At 69.7% G+C, this 16880-nt stretch carries 13 protein-coding genes; 8 read left to right on the top strand and 5 right to left on the bottom strand.

The window, feature by feature from the left end:
- Positions 1–90 precede the first annotated feature (90 nt).
- Positions 91–2172: a serine/threonine-protein kinase gene (locus tag FMQ63_RS24295; RefSeq protein WP_011551583.1), complete on the top strand. Its 2082-nt coding sequence runs from the start codon at positions 91–93 to the stop codon at positions 2170–2172.
- A gap of 49 nt (positions 2173–2221) precedes the next feature.
- Here FMQ63_RS24295 and FMQ63_RS24290 read toward each other — a convergent pair whose 3' ends face one another.
- Positions 2222–2611, bottom strand: a complete 390-nt coding sequence (locus FMQ63_RS24290) for a hypothetical protein (protein WP_011551584.1) — start codon at positions 2609–2611, stop codon at positions 2222–2224.
- A 255-nt stretch (positions 2612–2866) separates the two neighbouring features.
- Between FMQ63_RS24290 and rplU the strand changes: the two genes are divergently transcribed.
- The 7 genes from rplU (at position 2867) to FMQ63_RS24255 (ending at position 8973) form a co-directional block, all read left to right on the top strand.
- Positions 2867–3175, top strand: a complete 309-nt coding sequence (gene rplU / locus FMQ63_RS24285; protein WP_026113820.1) for a 50S ribosomal protein L21 — start codon at positions 2867–2869, stop codon at positions 3173–3175.
- Between the two features lie 39 nt (positions 3176–3214).
- Entirely contained in the window at positions 3215–3490 is a 276-nt protein-coding gene (rpmA, locus tag FMQ63_RS24280) for a 50S ribosomal protein L27 (RefSeq protein ID WP_011551586.1), read from the top strand.
- A 126-nt stretch (positions 3491–3616) separates the two neighbouring features.
- Positions 3617–5074, top strand: coding sequence for a GTPase ObgE (gene obgE / locus FMQ63_RS24275; RefSeq protein ID WP_011551587.1), 1458 nt, complete (start codon positions 3617–3619; stop codon positions 5072–5074).
- 4 nt (positions 5075–5078) lie between these two features.
- On the top strand, positions 5079–5756 hold the full coding sequence (locus FMQ63_RS24270; RefSeq protein WP_011551588.1) for an RNA methyltransferase: 678 nt from the start codon (positions 5079–5081) through the stop codon (positions 5754–5756).
- Positions 5757–5803: 47 nt separating this feature from the next.
- The gene (locus FMQ63_RS24265; RefSeq protein WP_020477744.1) at positions 5804–6526 is read left to right on the top strand and encodes an outer membrane lipoprotein carrier protein LolA; all 723 of its coding nucleotides are present in this window, start codon (positions 5804–5806) and stop codon (positions 6524–6526) included.
- Positions 6474–7961: a hypothetical protein gene (locus FMQ63_RS24260; protein ID WP_011551590.1), complete on the top strand. Its 1488-nt coding sequence runs from the start codon at positions 6474–6476 to the stop codon at positions 7959–7961. The genes FMQ63_RS24265 and FMQ63_RS24260 overlap by 53 nt, the downstream gene beginning before the upstream one ends.
- Positions 7962–8007: 46 nt before the next feature.
- Positions 8008–8973 carry a hypothetical protein gene (locus FMQ63_RS24255; protein ID WP_216609432.1) on the top strand — a complete coding sequence of 322 codons (966 nt, stop codon included), beginning with the start codon at positions 8008–8010 and terminating at the stop codon, positions 8971–8973.
- Positions 8974–9003: 30 nt separating this feature from the next.
- Here the strand turns inward: FMQ63_RS24255 and rimO are convergent, their stop codons facing one another.
- The 4 genes from rimO to FMQ63_RS24235 are packed head-to-tail and all read right to left on the bottom strand — an operon-like array spanning position 9004 to position 13711.
- Positions 9004–10434 (bottom strand): 30S ribosomal protein S12 methylthiotransferase RimO, encoded by a 1431-nt coding sequence (gene rimO, locus FMQ63_RS24250; RefSeq protein ID WP_011551592.1) that lies wholly within the window; start codon positions 10432–10434, stop codon positions 9004–9006.
- 5 nt (positions 10435–10439) lie between these two features.
- The gene (locus tag FMQ63_RS24245; RefSeq protein ID WP_026113819.1) at positions 10440–11543 is read right to left on the bottom strand and encodes a hypothetical protein; all 1104 of its coding nucleotides are present in this window, start codon (positions 11541–11543) and stop codon (positions 10440–10442) included.
- 8 nt (positions 11544–11551) lie between these two features.
- Positions 11552–12049, bottom strand: coding sequence for a YajQ family cyclic di-GMP-binding protein (locus tag FMQ63_RS24240; RefSeq protein ID WP_011551594.1), 498 nt, complete (start codon positions 12047–12049; stop codon positions 11552–11554).
- A 21-nt stretch (positions 12050–12070) separates the two neighbouring features.
- Complete coding sequence (locus FMQ63_RS24235) at positions 12071–13711, bottom strand: ribonuclease J (protein WP_011551595.1); 1641 nt, start codon at positions 13709–13711, stop codon at positions 12071–12073.
- Positions 13712–16880: the final 3169 nt, after the last annotated feature.

The raw sequence follows: 16880 nt of genomic DNA, 5'->3' as shown, positions 1-16880 counted from the left end.
GGGTGCGGCACCAGCGGACATCTGCCCTCATCCCCCGTGGAAGTCAGTGCTCCCGGAGTCCATGTTGGTGGGCAGGTTGGGGGGAGGCGGATGCCCGAGGTGAGCAGCGGTGGTGGGTGTGGGGCGTGTGGCCGGCGGCATGGGGCGGATGCCTCGTGTCCGACGCTGGTGCGCGCGGACGTGCGGGCCGGGGGAACGGCGCATCCCAGGTGTGCCCCCGTGGTCGAGGCGCAGGACCCTCTGGTGGGCGTCCGGTGCGGCAGCTTCCGGCTGGTGCGGCGCCTGGGCCGGGGCGGCATGGGGGCCGTCTACCTGGGAGAGCACGTCTCCATTGGCAGCCGGGTCGCGGTGAAGGTGCTGCACGCGCACCTGACGATGTACCCGGAGCTGGTCCAGCGCTTCCATGCGGAGGCGCGGGCGGTGAACCTCATCGGCCACGAGAACATCGTCAGCATCTTCGACATGGATGCCACGCCGCCGCGCCCCTACCTCATCATGGAGTTCCTGGATGGGGCTCCGTTGTCCGCGTGGGTGGGGACGCCCCTGGCCGCGGGCGCGGTCGTCTCGGTGCTGTCGCAGGTGTGCGACGCGCTCCAGGCCGCGCATGCGCGAGGCATCGTCCACCGCGACCTGAAGCCGGACAACATCTTCCTGGTCCGGCGCAAGCGCAACGCGCCCTTCGTCAAGGTGCTGGACTTCGGCATCGCCAAGCTGGCGGACGCGCACATGCCCCAGACGCACGCGGGCATCATCGTGGGGACGCCCGAGTACATGGCCCCCGAGCAGTCCCTGGGGCGCGGCGTGGATGGCCGCGCGGACCTGTATGCGCTGGGCGTCATCGCCTACCAGCTCCTCACTGGCCGGCTTCCCTTCAACGATGAGGGACTGGCCGCGCAACTGGTGGCCCATCAGCTGAGGCCACCGCCGCCCCCCAGTTCGGTGTACCCGGCCGTGTCCGCCGCGTTGGAGCACGTCATCCTGCGCGCCCTGGCCAAGAAGCCCGAGGACCGATACGCCTCCATCGCGGCGTTCCGGAACGCGTTGCAGGTGGCGCTCGCCGAGCACGTGCGCGTGTCGGCGCGGAAGACGCGTCCCGGAGGACTCGCGGTGCTCGAGCGGGCGCCCGTCGCGCCAGACATGCCCACCGAAGGCCAGTCGCGGGGGCGGCTTGGCGTGGACGCGCGGGCGGGGCATGTGCCTTCATCGCTCGCGAGCACGTCCCAGCGGCGTCTTGCCCCCGCCGCTCCGGCGGTGCCCCGGGCCTCCCTCGTGGAAGTGCCGGTGCAGGTCGTGCTGCGGCCAGGGGAAAGCCCTGTGCGGCTCAGGGGCAGTGGCCTCTCCCGGGGCGGCTTGTTCCTTCACGGTGGGCGCGTACTGCCGCCGTTGTGTTCGCGGCTGCCCGTGGTGCTGGAGCTGGCGTCCGGGCCCCTGTCGGTCATGTGTGAAGTGGTGCGGGTCGTTCCGCCCGCGCAAGCGCGCGTCTGGGGGATGCCCACCGGCTTCGGCGTCCAGTTCGTCGAGGCCACCGCCGTGCTCAAGGCCGCCGTGGATGCGCTCCTCCAGGGCGAGCCGGTACGTGCCGTCCCGCAAGTGCCGCTCACGGAAGACCCGGCCGTGGCGCGCTTGCTGGAGGCCTGGCGTCAGCGCTCGGCGGGGGACGCGTATGCGGTGCTGGCGCTGGAGCCTGACTCGGACATGGGCACGGTGCGCCTGCGGACCCGCGAGGCCTGGCGCTCGCTGGAGTCCCTGGAGCAGCACTCGCTGACGCCTCCCCAACGCGCGCAGGTGGATGCGTTGCGCGTCCGCGTCCGCGAGGCGGCCGAGGCCTTGGGCGCCACGGTGCAGCGGGCCCTCTACGATGCCTGGCGCGGCAATCATCGCGGGGTGGCGAAGTGCCTGGAGGCAGGGCTCACGGCCGAGCAGTTGGAGTCCCTGCGGCGCGAGTTCCTGGCGCGCAGGCCCCAGGCCATGGGCACGGCGCGGAGCCACTTCCAGTCTGGTGGCGCGCTGGAGCGCGACGGCCAGCTCTCCCAGGCGCTGGATCAGTACGAACGAGGGCTGAAGCTCGCGCCGCTGGAGGTGGACATGCTCCAGCGCTACCGCAGGCTCCGCCGGGTGCTGGGCGGGCGGGCGACGGCGCCGACCGGACATGACAGGGCCCGGTCACCTTGAAGAAGGCGCCGGGCCCAGGAGCACTTCCTGGATGGAAGGCCACTTGAAATTACGGCTCTTCGTCCAGGTCCTCCAGGGAAACAGCGGTCCGGCAGGCCTGGCTGAGCCCGTAGACTTGTGCCGCGCAGCCGAACAGCTCACCAAAGTACTGCATCTCGTTGCCCTCGGAGCAGGTGTTGACCCTGTCCAGGCACTTGATGGCTCCCTCTATCTTTTCCTTGTCGCTATCGGTGCACTTATCGAGGCCGCGCTTGCATTGCTGGATGGCGGCGTCCAGCTCATTGTCCGATAGCCCAGTAACTCCACAGGCACGGCCCTTTTTGTCGACCTCGTTGCTGCTGTTGTGCAGGTCTTCGCAAAGGTCATCATCGCCACCGCCACAGCCGGTGCCGAAGGCAAGGGCGCTGCTGGCGATGAGGCCGATCAGGAGCTTCTTCATGGTAGTCCCCCTTTGGACGAGGTTGTCGGGCTGGCGCGCGAAAGGGCGGCCGAAAGCCCGGGTGCTGAGTTAGCATTGACCCAGGGGGTGGGTAAACAGCCGGGGAGTGGCCGTCTGATCCTTCAACCACCTTGACTCCCCAGGGTATCTCCCGTAAATCCCGCCGCCTTTGGCGCGATTGGATGGTCCACCCGTCCGAAATGCGCGGTCGATTCCACGGGTTGACCCAACCCGACAGATGACAGGGGTTTGACGATGTACGCAGTGATTCGCACGGGCGGGAAGCAGTACCGCGTCGCCGAGGGCGATGTGGTCCGGATCGAGAAGATCGCGGGCGACGTCGGGGCCGAAGTGACCTTCACGGAGATTCTGCTGGTCGGTGGTTCGGAGAGCCCGAAGGTGGGCCAGCCGACCGTCGCTGGCGCGAAGGTCGTGGGCAAGGTCCTGGCGCAGGACAAGCACCGCCGCGTCCTCCACTTCCGGAAGGAGAAGGAGGGCTGGACCCGCCGCCGCGGTCACCGTCAGCCGTACACCGAGGTGAAGGTCACCTCCATCGCCGGCTAGTCCGGGCGGTTTTACCTCAAACTTCAGGAGCACGGTGTCATGGCTCATAAAAAAGGACAGGGTTCTTCGCGCAACGGTCGCGATTCCAACCCGCAGTATCGTGGCGTGAAGGTGTACGGCGGTGAGACGGTGTCGGCGGGCAGCATCCTCGTTCGCCAGGTGGGCACGGTCATCCACGCCGGCGCCAACGTGAAGCTCGGCCGCGACTTCACCCTCTACTCGGTGGTGGACGGCGTGGTGAAGTACGAGCGCCTGGGCCGCGACCGGAAGAAGGTTTCGGTCTACCCGGCCGCCGCTGAGCAGGCGAGCGCCTGACGGCTGGCTGGCCTTTGAGGCCGGCAACCGTGCGGCACCCACGAGCGGGTCGCTTCTCCAGTCCACGCGCCCTTCCGGCAGCGGGATGCGAGGGCGGCCCGCTTTTTGTTTATCCAGGAGTCCCAGATGAAGTTCGTCGACGAGGTCCGCATCTTCGTGAAGGCGGGGGATGGCGGCAACGGCGCCGTCTCGTTCCGGCGGGAGAAGTACATCGAGCGCGGTGGCCCCAATGGCGGGGACGGCGGTAACGGCGGCTCCGTCGTCTTCGTGGCGGATCCGCAGCTCACCACGCTGCTCGACTACCGCTACCAGCAGCACCACCGCGCCAGGAATGGCGAGCACGGCATGGGCAGCGACTGTAACGGTCGCGCCGCCGAGGACATGGTGCTCAAGGTGCCCGTGGGCACGCTGGTGAAGGATGCCAACACCGGAGAGCTGCTGGTGGACCTCAGCGAGGCCGGCCAGCGCTGGGTGGCGGCGAAGGGCGGACGGGGCGGCCTGGGCAACATGAACTTCGCCACTTCCACCCGGCAGACGCCGCGCTTCGCCCAGGATGGGACGAAGGGCGAGGAGTTGACGCTCCGGCTGGAGCTGAAGCTGCTGGCGGACGTGGGCCTGCTGGGCTTCCCCAACGCGGGCAAGAGCACGTTCATCTCCCGCGTGAGCCGGGCGCGGCCGAAGGTCGCCGACTATCCCTTCACCACGCTGGTCCCCAACCTGGGCATGGTCCAGTACAAGGACGGCCTGTCCTTCGTGATGGCGGACATCCCCGGCATCATCGAGGGCGCCAGCGAGGGCGTGGGCCTGGGGCACCAGTTCCTGCGCCACGTGGAGCGGTGCAAGGTGCTGATCCACCTCATCGACATGGGGGCGGAGGGCGAGGGCCGCGCGCCGCTGCACGACTTCGACGTGCTCAACGCGGAGCTGGGCAAGTACAGCCCGGAGCTGGCGTCCAAGCCGCAGGTGGTGGCGGCCAACAAGTTGGATCTGCCCGACGCGCAGGCCCGGCTGGAGGGCTTCACGGAGGCGCTGCGTGAACGCGGCATCCGTGTGTATCCCGTGTCCTGCGCCACCGGCGAGGGCATGCAGCCGCTGATGGACTCCGTGGCGGAGGTGCTGTTCACGGGGCGCACCGAGAAGCTCCACGTGGAGATTCCCGCCAAGGCGGCTCGGGCGGGGAAGGCCAAGACGAAGGCCGCGGAGAAGAAGGCTCTGGCTCGCAATGCGGGCGCAGCTGCGGCGACGAAGTCTGCGACGAAGAAGTCTGCGGCTGCGAAGAAGGCCGTGACGAAGAAGGCTCCGGCGCGGAAGGCGGGTGCAGTGGCGAAGACGTCCGCAGCGCGCAAGGCAGGCACTGCTGCGGCGAAGAAGGCCCCGGCTCGCAAGTCGGGCACCGCGCCCGTGAAGAAGGCCGCGGCGAAGAAGGCCCCAGCTCGCAAGTCGGGCACCGCGCCCGCGAAGAAGTCCGCCGTGAAGAAGGCATCCGCGCGCAAGAGCGGCTCGTCGGGCAAGGCCGCCGCGAAGAAGGCATCCGCGGCCACGAAGCGCGCTCCGGCGCGCAAGTCGGGCGGCGGGAGGAGCTGAGTCCATGTCGGGTGGTGGTGCGCGCTACGAGCGCTATGAGCGGGAGCAGTTCGAGCCGGAGCAGTTCCTGCTCGACGTGCGCAAGGAGAAGATTGATCGCGTCGTCAGTCACCGGACGCGCAACTTCACGGTGGTCCTGGACCGGCTGGAGGACAGCTTCAACATGGCCGCGGTGCTGCGCACCTGCGAGTCCATGGGCGTTCAGGAAGTCCACATCATCATCAACCCGGAAGCGCCCTTCGTCCCCAACTCGAGGGTGGCCCAGGGCTGCGACAAGTGGCTGGACGTGAAGCTGTACAGGACGTTCGCCGAGTGCCGCGAGCACCTGAAGTCCCGTGGCTTCTCGCTGTATGCCTCCGCCATTCAGGAGGGGGCCACCAGCCTCTACACCCTGCGCTTCGACGGGAAGATGGCGCTGGTGTTCGGCAACGAGCGGCGCGGCGTGAGCGAGGACGTGCTGGCCGGCGTGGACGGCACGTTCTGGGTCCCCATGAAGGGTTTCAGCCAGAGCCTGAACATCTCCGCCGCGGCGTCCGCCTGCATCAGCCGGGCGATTGCCTGGCGGGACGAGCACCTGGGCCAGTCGGGGGACCTGTCTCCCGAGGATGCCCAGGCCCTGCGCGAGCGCTTCTACGTGCTGGCCATCAAACAGAGGAAGCGCCTGTTCAAGAAGGCCCCGTGAATGCTGGGGCTCAGGCCCCGTCGGGATGGTTTAGATGGAGGTACGCCATGTTCTTCGAAGCCCTGCTCGCTACGCTCCTGTCCGCCCCTGCCACCCCTGCCGCCACCCCGGTGAAGCCCGCGCCGACGGTCCAGGCCGCCGCGCCCGCGGCCCCCGCCGCCGCGAAGCCCATGACGCCGGAAGTGAAGTCCCTGGTGGACCGGATGCAGGCCTTCTACGAGAAGACCGGTGACTTCCGCGCGGGCTTCCGCCAGGACTACAAGTACAAGACCTTCCGGCGCACGCAGACGTCCGAAGGCACCGTCACGTACAAGAAGCCCGGCCTGATGCGTTGGGAGTACCTGAAGCCCTCGCCGCGCACCTTCGTGCTGGCGGGCAACAAGGTGTACGCGTACGACCCGGCGGCCCAGAGCCTCACCGTGGCCAACGTGGACACCAGCCAGCTCTCCGCGTCGGTGACGTTCCTCTTCGGCCAGGGAAAGCTCGCGGACGAGTTCAACATCACCAAGGGCGCCTGCAAGGACTGCAAGGGCACGCTGCTGGTGTTGGATCCGCTGAAGAACGAGCCGCGCTTCCGCCAGGTGCGCCTGGAGGTGGATCCATCCACGGCCCAGGTGCTCAAGAGCACGGTGGTGGACCCGGACGGCAGCGAGAACACCATCTCCTTCCTCAACCTGAAGACGAACGTGGGCCTCGACGCGGACAGCTTCAAGCTGGATGTGCCGGACGACACTCGCGTGGATGACTTCACGAAGGCGAAGAAGCAGTAACCTGCGAAGCGTGCGTCGCGCGTTTCTGCTGATGGGGTGGATGGGGCTGGTCGGGACCGGGTGCCATCGGGAACCGGCCGCCAGCGCCGAGCGTCCGCAAGGCTTCCACGGTCAGACGCTGCCGCTGCTGGCATCACCCGCGCTGCGGCTCACCGTGGCGGGCAAACTGGGGACGCGGCCCGTGCCGGTGGTGTTGGACGTGGCTCGGCCACTCTCGCTCGTGTCGCGAGGCTGCTTCGACGGAGCGCTTCCCGCCCCCGAAGGCACCATCCGCGCGCCCGAGCCCGCGGGAGGTTTCCGCTCCTGGCCCGTGGTGCCTTTGCCCGCCTTCTCGGTGGGTCCGGTGCGGTCGCCTGTGCGCACCGCGGGTTTGTCCGGTGAGAAGGTCTGCGCCGTGACGCTGGGCGCGGATGTCCTGGAGTTCTATGCGCTCACCGTGGACCCACTGCGGCGGGAAGTGACCTTCACCACCTCTCGCCCGCGCGCGGACTACGTCGTGGAAGCGGCGGCCACGGAGGCCTCGCGTGAGGTGCACGTGGTGGAGCTCAGCCGCGAGCCGCTGGGCGATTGGCCCTTGCTGGCCGCGCGGATGACGCAGGGCGGAGCGGAGCTCACGGGGCCCTTCGTCCTTGGCTCGCGCGAGCCCTTCTCGCGGGTGTCCGTGCGGCTCGCCGAGGCACAGGGGCTTCAGCCGCTCGAAACGGCGGCCAACCTGCCGCCGCGAACCTTCGTGCTGGACGCAGTGGAGGTGGCCGAGGGACTGGGTGTCCACCCGCTGGTGGTGGAGGCCGCTGGGCGTTGGGATTCGCCGAGCAGCCTGGGCCGCCTGGGGCCGGATGTCTGGGGCCGCTTCACTGCGACGCTGGACGCAAAGGGCGGGGTCCTGGTGCTGCGGCGCCCCCGCGTCCGGCCGTCAGAAGGCTCCGCCACCAGCCATTGCGCCGCGCCCGATGGCTCCTTCCGTGAGGAGGCTTGCTACGGCCTGCATGTGCGGCGCGAGCCGGATGGCAGCGTCTCGATCAGCGGCGCCGTGTACCGGGACCTGCCAGAAGGAGGGCGGCTTCACCTGGAGCCGCTGGGGCCGGACGGGCAGAAGCTGGTGAGCGGCTGTGGCGTGGGGCTGAGCTTCCCCTCCACCAGCAGGGGCCTGACGACGCAGCACCGCGTGCCCTGGCGCTCCCTGGCGCAGGCGCTGCCTGCCTGCCATGCGGCGCTGTCCACCGCGCGAGACTTCACGCTGAGCCTGTTCGAGGAAGGCCGCCAGCCCGAGTGCCCCACGGCCTGTGCCTTCGTCACGGAGACCGCCTCTCGCCGCACCGTGTGTGAGTGCCAGCCCACGCCGCTGGGTGAGGGCGTGGCCATGCCGGCGCGAGGCGCTTCCTCGCGTGAGCCCCCGCCAGGGGAGCGGGAGTTGGAGCCGGAAGACCCCCGTTAGCGTTGCCTGGACAGGGGCGGGGGTGCTGCGCTCTCCTCTGGCGCACATGCGCCCGTCTCCCACCGAGTTCGACCGTCAGTACACCGAACAGCGCCGCTCCATCGAGTTGGCCCGCCGCTACCTGGAAAAGGAGGGCGTCTCGCGGATGTACGACGCCCTCTCCAAGGAAGTGGAGCGCGGCCGGTTGTCCGTGCAGGACGCAAGTGGCGCCATCCGCTTCGGATTGCTGGCCGTCATCGAACGCGTCGCGGAGCGCGTGGGCCACACGCACTACGTCGACATGTTGAAGGACGAGGAGATGCTGAATGCGCTTCGCTCCACGCTGGACGACATCTGCCGGCGCAAGGGCGTGGACACCTTCGAGTTCCGCCAGCAGTGGGCTCACACCAACCTCCAGGCCGTGCTGCGTGACTGGCACCTGGTGGTGCACGAGGAACGAGGCCGGCAGCGCTACGAGGTGGCGGCGGACCTGGCCCGGCGCCTGGTGAAGGAGACGCCGGGGACGGTGCTGGCGCAGACGCTGAAGCTGCCCGCGGACGCGTTCGTGCTGCTGGTGTCGCCCGAGGCGGGGCTCGTGGGCCTCGGCCCGGACGGCACGCCCGCGCCCATCACCGAAATCTACGCGGTGGAGTCGCCCGCGCCTGAGGGCAAGGCGTGGTTCCTGTGGCTCAACATGCGGGACGCGGGGAACCGCGCGGCCCGGGCGCTCATCAACGTCTACCTGCAGGACGGGAAGACGCTGGATGACGCTATCGCCTTCACTCGGGAGCAGGGCGGCCCTCAGCAGGACGCGGGCTGGGAGGACTGCTGCCGGTTGCTCGCGGGGGTTGCGCGGCACATGGCCGAAAGTGGGCCCGTGCGCGAGGTCTGGTACGACGCCACGGCGCGCGAGCTCCACGAGAAACTGGCGGCGACGCCGAAGTCGGCGAAGGCGGACCGGGAGAAGCTGCGCGAGCGCCTGCGCGCCGTCAGCCCGGGACGCACCCTGGTGCTGGAGGAGCCCTCGCGCTGAGGGCTCCCGCGGCGTCCGGGGCCTTCGCGCCTACTCCGCGCGAGGGGCCGGACGCTGCATCGCCGCCACCGGCAGCGGCGCCGGGTGCGCGTCGCGCGCGGTGTGCTCGCGCTGCTTCGGGTCCGGGCGCTCCACCACGCGGGCGACCAGGTCGTAGTCGTGGGCTTCCGTCACCTCCACGGTGACAATCTCCCCCGGGTACGCTAGGCCGTCGTTGATGTAGACCATGCCGTCGATGTCCGGCGCCTGGCCCTGGTGGCGGCCCACCAGCAGGTGCTCCGTCTCCGGCGCGGGGCCTTCCACGAGCACCTCCAGGCGCTTGCCCACGAGCTTCTTGTTCTGCTCGCGGTTGATGCGCTTCTGGATGGCCATGACCTCGCGCCAGCGGCGCTCGATGAGCTTCTGCGGCACCTTGTCCGGCAGGTCGTAGGCGGCGGTGCCCTCTTCGTCGGAGTACTGGAAGACGCCCAGGCGCTCGAAGCGCTGCGTCTTCACGAACTCCTTCAGCATCTCGAAGTCCTCTTCCGTCTCACCCGGCAGGCCGACGATGAGCGAGGTGCGCATCACCAGGCCGGGCACGCGCTCCCGCAGCTTGGTCAGCAGGCCCTTGAGGAACTCCGAGTTGCGGCCGCGCTTCATGGACAGCAGCAGCTTGTCGCTGACGTGCTGCACGGGCATGTCCAGGTAGCGGGCAATCTTCGGCTCCGAGGCCATCACCTCGATGAGCTCGTCCGGGAAGATGCGCGGGTAGGCGTAGTGGAGGCGAATCCACTTCACGTCCACCTGCACCAGCGCCTTGAGCAAATCATGCAGCTTCGGCCGGCCCGGCAGGTCATGCCCGTAGGCCGTCAAATCCTGCGCGACGAGGTTCAGCTCCTGCACGCCGCTGTCCGCCAACTGCTTCGCCTCGGCGACGATGTCGTCGATGGGCCGCGAGCGCTGCCCGCCGCGCAGGGTGGGGATGATGCAGAAGGCACAGGCGTTGTCGCAGCCCTCGGAAATCTTGAGGTACGCCGTGTACTTCGGCATCGAGTTGATGCGCGGCGTATTGGCGTCGTGGATGTAGTCCGGGTCCGGAATCACCTGACGCGGCGAGGCCTCGGCGGCCAGCAGGTCACCAATCTGGGCGTAGGCGCTGGTGCCCAGGAAGTGGTCGACCTCCGGCATCTCTTTCGACAGCTCCTCGCCGTAGCGCTGGGACAAGCAGCCCGTCACCACCAGCGTCTTGCAGGCGCCGGACTTCTTCAGCTCGGCCATCTCCAGGATGGAGTCCACCGACTCCTGCTTGGCGGGACCGATGAAGGCGCACGTGTTGACGACGATGACCTGGGCGTCGGACGCCTCCTGCACCAGCGTGTAGCCGCGGTGGCGCAGCGTGCCCAGCATCACCTCGGAGTCCACCCGGTTCTTCGGGCAGCCGAGGGTCATCATGTACAGGCTCTTGGGGGTGGTGGTTTCCACTGCGTCTACCGCTTTCCGAGTTCGGTTCGCGAGAAGTGGGTCCCACTCCAGGCGAAGTTCATGGACGTGCCGTTCGAGTAACGGATGGACAGCACGCCCTCTTCTTCCAGTTCCACCGACGACGTGCGCCCCAGCGCGCAGGTAGCGGCCGGCCACTCGAGCACCCGTTGCGCTGTCTTCCCGGTCACCAGGTAGAGGCCCAACCGCAGCTCGTCATCGGCGTCACATTGACCGGCGACGGCATACGGATTCTTCCCGGTCACCACCGTGACGACGCGACCGCCGTCCTCCAGGGTGAGCGTATCCGGCACGTTCAGGTCCACGGACGAGGGAACGACGGCGTCCGGCGCCACCAGGCGGCGCAGCGAGGCAGGGGCCAGCTCGTCATCCGCCTGGGCCCAGGCCGGGTAGCTCATGTAGTCCCAGCCCAGCAGCCCGTCCTCCTTGGGCTCGAGCGAGGTGACGTTCTCCGGCAGCTTCAGCTTGAGGCCCTTTCGAGGCTCGTCCGGCAGGCGCAGCGCGTCACCCACCATGGTGCCGCTCTGGCAGTTGGAGATGGACGTGGCCTTGCCGTCCGCACTGTCCCGGTCCTCGTAGGTGAGGCACAGGTCCATCACCAGCGGGTCCACGGCGGGAAAGCGGGGGAAGGCGCGCACCGGCACCGACGCCATCAGCAGCAGCGTGTTGCCCTGGCGCTGCACGGCGGCCGTCACCAGGTCCTGCGCGAACTGCGGCGTGCCGCTCTCCGCCCCGGACGCACGCTTGCCATCGAAGGCGAAGCGCCACGTGTAGCCGGCGGCGGTGGGACCGGTGCCCGGGAAGTAGAGGGACAGGGTGAGCAGATCGCCGGCCTGGAGCTGGTCGTCGGTGGCTTCCACGCCGACGTAGAGCGTGTCCTTGCGCGCGCCCACCTTGGCGGTGAACGAGGCGGTGGCGCCCTCCACGGCGACGGGCTTGAGCACCATCGGCGACGCGAAGGCCTTGAGCCCACCCTGGATGCGCGGGGGCTTGGCGAGGGAGGGAACCGGCTTGGAAGGACGGTCCGCCTGGGCAGACGCAACGCCCGGGGCGCAGAACAGGAGGCAGAAGGACAGGGCGGCAGCGCGCATGGGCCTCTTCAATCGCGGAAGTTGATGAACTGCATGTCCAGCTTCAGCCGGTCCTGCTCCTTGCGGAACAGGGCGATGGCCGCCTGGAGGTCGTCCCGGTTCTTGCCCGTGACGCGAAGCTGGTCGGCCTGGATGGAGCCCTGGACCTTCATCTTCGAGTCCTTCAGCAGCTTCACCAGCTCCTTGGACTTCTCCACCGGGATGCCCTGCTGGAGCTTGATGACCTGCTTCACGTTGTGAAGGCCCGTCTTCTCGATGTCGCCGTACTCCAAGGCGAACAGGCTGATGTTCCGCTTGGCCAGCTTCGTCAGGAGGACTTCCTTGGCGGCCTGGACGCGGTCTTCGCTGTTGGCCTTCACGGTGATGGCGGTATTGTCCGGGGCCAACACCACGTCGGCATGGGTGCCCTGGAAGTCGTACCGCGTGCTGAGCTCCTTCTTGGTCTGGTTGACCGCGTTGTCGAGCTCAGCGAGGTCGATTTTCGAGACGACGTCGAAGGATGGCATGGGCAGCGGCCCTTACCATACCTACACCCGGACGACCAAGGGCACCACCAGGGCACGCTTGGACGTGTGCGCCTTGAATGCCCGGCGCACGGCCCGGGTGAGTTCCTCTCTCACCAGGGCGTCATCGCCCCGCAGGATGGGGGACAGTTCCTCGAAGAGCACTCGCGCGTCCTGGGCCACCCGGGGGAGCAGGACCTGTTCGTCCACGGACAGCCCCTGGCCGGACAGCTGTGGCCCCGCCACCAGTTGCTGGGAGCCCCGCTGGAGGACCACCACCGCGGCCACCATGCCCGTCTCCGACAGCCGGACGCGCTCCTGGAGCGTGTCCGGCGTCACCAGGCCGGGGCCGAACCGGTCCTTGAGGATGCGTCCGGACGGGACGCTGCCGGTGAAGCGCCCCCGGCCTTCCTCGAAGGTGACGACGTCGCCGTCCTGTGCCAGCAGGCACTGGGCGGGCTCCAGCCCGGCCTCGCGCGCGGTGAGCAGGTGCTTGTGCAGATGGCGGCCCTCGCCGTGGACGGGGATGAAGTGGGCCGGGCGCACCAGGTCCAGCACGCGCCGCTGCTGGGGCTGGCTGGCGTGGCCGGAGACGTGGATGCCCGGCTCCACCTGGGCGTAGGCGACTTTCGCCCCGCGCCACTGGAGCGCGTCGATGAGCGCGCCCACGGAGCGCTCGTTGCCGGGGATGGCCCGCGAGCTGAGCACCACCAGGTCGCCGGGATTCAGCCGCACGGGGCCGTCCCCCGACGCGAGCTGGGACAGCCCGGCCCGGGGCTCGCCCTGGGCGCCGGTGGTCAGCACCAGCACCCGCTGCGCGGGCAGCGCCGGCACCGAGTCCAGGTGGACGAAGAGCGAGTCGGGCACGTCCAGGTAGCCCATCTCCCGCGCCATCTCCACGTTGCGCAGCATGCTGCGGCCCTGCAGGGCCACCTTGCGTCCCAGCCGCTCCGCCAGCGCCAGCAGGTGCCGCACCCGGTGGAGGTTGGAGGAGAAGAGGGCGACGATGATGCGGCCGGTGGCGCCCTGGAAGAGGCGCTCGAAGGTCTGCTCCACCACGCGCTCGCTGCCTGTCTCCTCCGTCACCTCGGAGTTGGTGGAGTCGGAGAGGAGGCACAGCACGCCTTCCTCGCCGGCCTCGCCCCAGCGCTCCAGGTCCGTGCGCAGCCCGTCGATGGGGTCCGGGTCCAGCTTGAAGTCGCCGGTGTGGATGAGGGTGCCTTCGGGCGTGCGCAGGATGTAGCCCACCGCGTCCGGCACGGTGTGGGTGACGCGGCTGGCCTCCACGCGGAACGCCGTGCCCACGGGGAAGGGCTCGCGCGGCTCGATTTCGCGCAGGTCCGCCTCGATGCCCAGCTCCTCCAGCCGGTGGCGCGCCATGGCCAGTGTGAAGCGCGTGCCGTAGACGGGGACGGGCACCTCGTTGAGCAGGTAGGGCAGGGCGCCCAGGTGGTCTTCGTGGCCATGGGTGAGCAGCACGCCCTTGAGCTGCGCGGCGTTCTGCTTCAGGTGGCTGAAGTCCGGAATGATGATGTCCACGCCGGGCATCCCCGCGGAGGGGAACATCAGCCCGGCGTCGATGAGCAGCATCTCCCCACGGCAGGCGATGACCATGGAGTTGAGGCCGATTTCGCCCAGGCCGCCCAGGGGAATGACGTGAAGCATTGGGCGAAGTCTAGCGGTGGAAAGTGACGGAAGCCCCCGAGAATGGACGTGAGCCGCGTCCGCCTGTCTGGCGGCCCTCGGGGTGACTTCATCAGATGCGGTTGGACGGCTCCCTGGAGTTGTCGCGTTCCCGCTTGAGGATGTGTGCGGAGGGGCGTGATTTCGGTGGATGTGGGCCCTGGCTGTTGCTCAGCGCCTCCGGCGCCGGAGGTCCTGGAGCCAGTTGCGCACGGAGCTGGCCTCCATGGCGTAGGTGGGCTCTTCGGCTGCGTAGAAGTGCAGGGCCTGGTTGGCCAGCCCCCGGGCGCGGGGCCCGTCCTGCTTCACCAGCGTTTGGGCCAGGGCGAAGCGGGTGCTCGCGAGGTCCTCGGCCGGGCCCGGATGGGCGGTGCGAAGCGCCAAGGCGCGCTCCAGCATGGCACGGGCCTCGTGGCTCTTGCCCAGGGCGTGCAGGGCCAGGCCCAGCGTGGTGAGCGGAGCGGCCGTGTCCAGGTGGTCCTTCTGGAAGGCCTCGTAGGCCGCGATGCTCCGGCGGGCGTAGTCCATGGCGTCGCGCGGCTTTCCCTCGCGCAGGGCCAGCGCGCCGAGCAGGGCCAGGTCGGTGGCGGTCTCCGGATGCTCGGGGCCGTAGGCCTTCAGGTCCACCGCGAGCGCGCGCTCGCGCAGGGGGCGGGCCTCTGCGTTGCGGCCGAGCGCTTCCAGGGCCTCGGCCAGGTTGTTGAGCGGATAGCTCAGCGTGGCGCTGTCGTGCCCCAGCGACTGCTCCTCCAGGTGGATGGCGCGCTGGAGGTAGGGGAGGGCTTCCTCGAAGCGGCGGACGATGACCAGGTGGTAGCCCATGGCGTTGGCCGCCATGGCCGTCTGAGGATGGTCCGGACCGAGCACGCGCTCCGTCGTCTCCAGCACGCGGTGCAGCAGGCCCATGGCGCGCTCCGTCTCGGGCGTGCGGGACAGGGCCGCGGCCTGGTTGCGGAGCGACTCCAACGTGAGCAGGTGCTCGGGACCCAGCTCTTGCTCGCGCAGCGTGGCGGAGCGGCCAAAGGCCTCCACTGCCTGGGCGTACTGGCCTCGGAGGAAGGCGTTGCGGCCCAGGCTCGTCTGGAGCAAGGCCTCCAATTCGGAGGCACCGCCCGCGCGTTGGATGGACGCGCGCGCCTGCTCCACCGTCCAGGACTCCAGGGTGGGGTCGGAGGAGACGGCGGTCACCAACCGCGCCGACGCGCGCGCCGCCAGGTGGTCATGACGGTGCGCCTGCGCGGTGAAGAGGGATTCCCGCAGGGCCGCGGCGGCGCGAGCGTCATCCCCCGCGACGAGCCCGAGCCGGCCCTCCAGCTCCAGCGCCTCCGCCAGCACCGGCCCGTAGCCGAGCTGCCGCGCCTCGGACAGCACCGCCTTCGCTTCTTCCTGCGCCTGGGGGTAGCGGCCGGCGTCCACCAGGGCCGTGGCCCGGTCCACCCGGGCGCGCAGGGCCTCCACCTGCTGCCGCTGCCCCTCGGGCTCCGACAGGCCCCGCCAGAGCGCGTCCACGTCCGCGCAGGCGGCGATGGGAGGCAGTCGCTGGGCCGCGTCCGGTGCGGCGTTCAACGCCTCCGCATCCGTCTGCGCGAGCACGCCCGTCAATGCCACCAGGGCCGAGTGGCGCCGGTCCAGGCACGCCATGCGCAGCGCGAGCTCGTGGTCCGACTGGTGGCCCTGAACCCGGGTGGCCTCGCAGGCCTCGCGGTGCATGCGCGTCCAATCGCGCGCGAAGCCATCCAGGGTCGTCGCCACGCGTTCGAAGGCGGCGGAGGCGTGGACCTTGCCCGTGGCGGCGAAGGCCTTCTGGATTTCCGCCCGGCGTGCCGTGTCCCAGACGCCGGTGAGCCGGGCCTCGGCATCCGGACACGGGCCGTCCCGCTGCGAGCCCACCAGGAGCCAGGTGACGGCGACCACGCTGTTGAGCAGCATGGACGCGGCGGCCACCGCGCCACGGCGGCGCCAGGCCGCCAGCGGGTCCGCGCCCAGTGCATCCAACAGCACGCCCATGGACGGGAAGCGCGCTTCGGGAGCCGGGGACAGGCCCCGCGTCACGGCGCGCAGCACCCACGTGGGGACGCGGCTGCCCCGAGGCGGTGGGCGCACGCGGCCGGCGCGGGCTTCCTCCAAGTAATCCTCCGGGCGCTTGCCGTTGAAGGGAAGCTGTCCGTAGAGGGCTTCGTAGAGGGACGCGCAGAAGCTGAACTGGTCCCCGCGCGCGTCGATGCGCCCATCTTCGTGCTGCTCGGGTGGCATGTACGCGGGCGTGCCCATGACGAGCCCGGCCTCGGTGAGCGCCGTCTGGAGCAGGTCTTCCGGGGCGAGGCGCGGCAGCGCGGGCGTGGTGCCCCGGCCCGCCTCGGCCGCGTCGAGGTCCGCGGTGGTGCGGGCCAGCCCGAAGTCCGTCACCTGCGCCCGGCCGTCCTTGCTGACCAGGACGTTGGCGGGCTTGAAGTCCCGGTGGACCAGTCCAGCGGCATGTGCGGCGGCGAGCCCTCGGCCCGCCTGGCGGAAGATGTCGAGCACCTCTCGCCAGGTCCGGTGCTCGGCGCGGAGCCAGTGGCGCAGGGACAGGCCGTCCACCCGCTCCATGGCGATGAAGACGCGCCCCGCGAACGTGCCCGCGTCGTAGACGGAGACCACGTTCGGGTGAGACAGGCGCGCCATCGCCTGGGCTTCGCGAAGCAGCCGGGACGAGCCGTCCGAGCGCGCCGCCGGGTTGGCGTCCGGGTGCAGCAGCTTGATGGCCACGCGCCGGTGCAGCTCCGGGTCATAGGCGCTGTAGACAGCGCCCATGCCGCCCGCGCCCAGGGTATCCAGGATGTGGTAGCGGCCCACGCGAATCTGGGCCGAATCCCGGGGCTCGGTGTCCTCGACATCCTTGCGCGCGGGGGGGCGGCCCGACTTTCCACCCCCGGGGCTCGCCAGAAGCGGCTTGGCCGGCGAGGGCGCCAGGGGCATGGACAGGGTGACTCGAGAGCCGCGTCCCTCCGCTGCGTCCGGGGCGGAGAGCAGCCGGCCGCCATGCGGGAGCACATGGGCGCCCGCGAAGCTCTTGGGGCTCGCGCTGGGACCAGGCGCGGCGTGTGCGTTGGGCAGGATGCGCTGGCTCTTATACACATCTGACGCTGCCGACGAACTCTAGGGTGTAGAT

Origin of the sequence: Myxococcus sp. CA005 (genome assembly GCF_006518205.1) — a bacterium.
Lineage (GTDB): Bacteria > Myxococcota > Myxococcia > Myxococcales > Myxococcaceae > Myxococcus > Myxococcus xanthus.
The sequence above is the reverse complement of the archived record's forward strand: the minus strand, read 5'-3'. Positions and strand labels throughout refer to the sequence as shown.

What these genes read in the sequence shown, in the direction of transcription:
- FMQ63_RS24295 (WP_011551583.1), top strand. Translation starts at nt 91, where the DNA reads ATGCCCGAGGTGAGCAGCGGTGGTGGGTGTGGGGCGTGTGGCCGGCGG.
- FMQ63_RS24290 (WP_011551584.1), bottom strand. Translation starts at nt 2,611, where the DNA reads ATGAAGAAGCTCCTGATCGGCCTCATCGCCAGCAGCGCCCTTGCCTTC.
- rplU (WP_026113820.1), top strand. Translation starts at nt 2,867, where the DNA reads ATGTACGCAGTGATTCGCACGGGCGGGAAGCAGTACCGCGTCGCCGAG.
- rpmA (WP_011551586.1), top strand. Translation starts at nt 3,215, where the DNA reads ATGGCTCATAAAAAAGGACAGGGTTCTTCGCGCAACGGTCGCGATTCC.
- obgE (WP_011551587.1), top strand. Translation starts at nt 3,617, where the DNA reads ATGAAGTTCGTCGACGAGGTCCGCATCTTCGTGAAGGCGGGGGATGGC.
- FMQ63_RS24270 (WP_011551588.1), top strand. Translation starts at nt 5,079, where the DNA reads ATGTCGGGTGGTGGTGCGCGCTACGAGCGCTATGAGCGGGAGCAGTTC.
- FMQ63_RS24265 (WP_020477744.1), top strand. Translation starts at nt 5,804, where the DNA reads ATGTTCTTCGAAGCCCTGCTCGCTACGCTCCTGTCCGCCCCTGCCACC.
- FMQ63_RS24260 (WP_011551590.1), top strand. Translation starts at nt 6,474, where the DNA reads ATGTGCCGGACGACACTCGCGTGGATGACTTCACGAAGGCGAAGAAGC.
- FMQ63_RS24255 (WP_216609432.1), top strand. Translation starts at nt 8,008, where the DNA reads ATGCGCCCGTCTCCCACCGAGTTCGACCGTCAGTACACCGAACAGCGC.
- FMQ63_RS24245 (WP_026113819.1), bottom strand. Translation starts at nt 11,543, where the DNA reads ATGCGCGCTGCCGCCCTGTCCTTCTGCCTCCTGTTCTGCGCCCCGGGC.
- FMQ63_RS24240 (WP_011551594.1), bottom strand. Translation starts at nt 12,049, where the DNA reads ATGCCATCCTTCGACGTCGTCTCGAAAATCGACCTCGCTGAGCTCGAC.
- FMQ63_RS24235 (WP_011551595.1), bottom strand. Translation starts at nt 13,711, where the DNA reads ATGCTTCACGTCATTCCCCTGGGCGGCCTGGGCGAAATCGGCCTCAAC.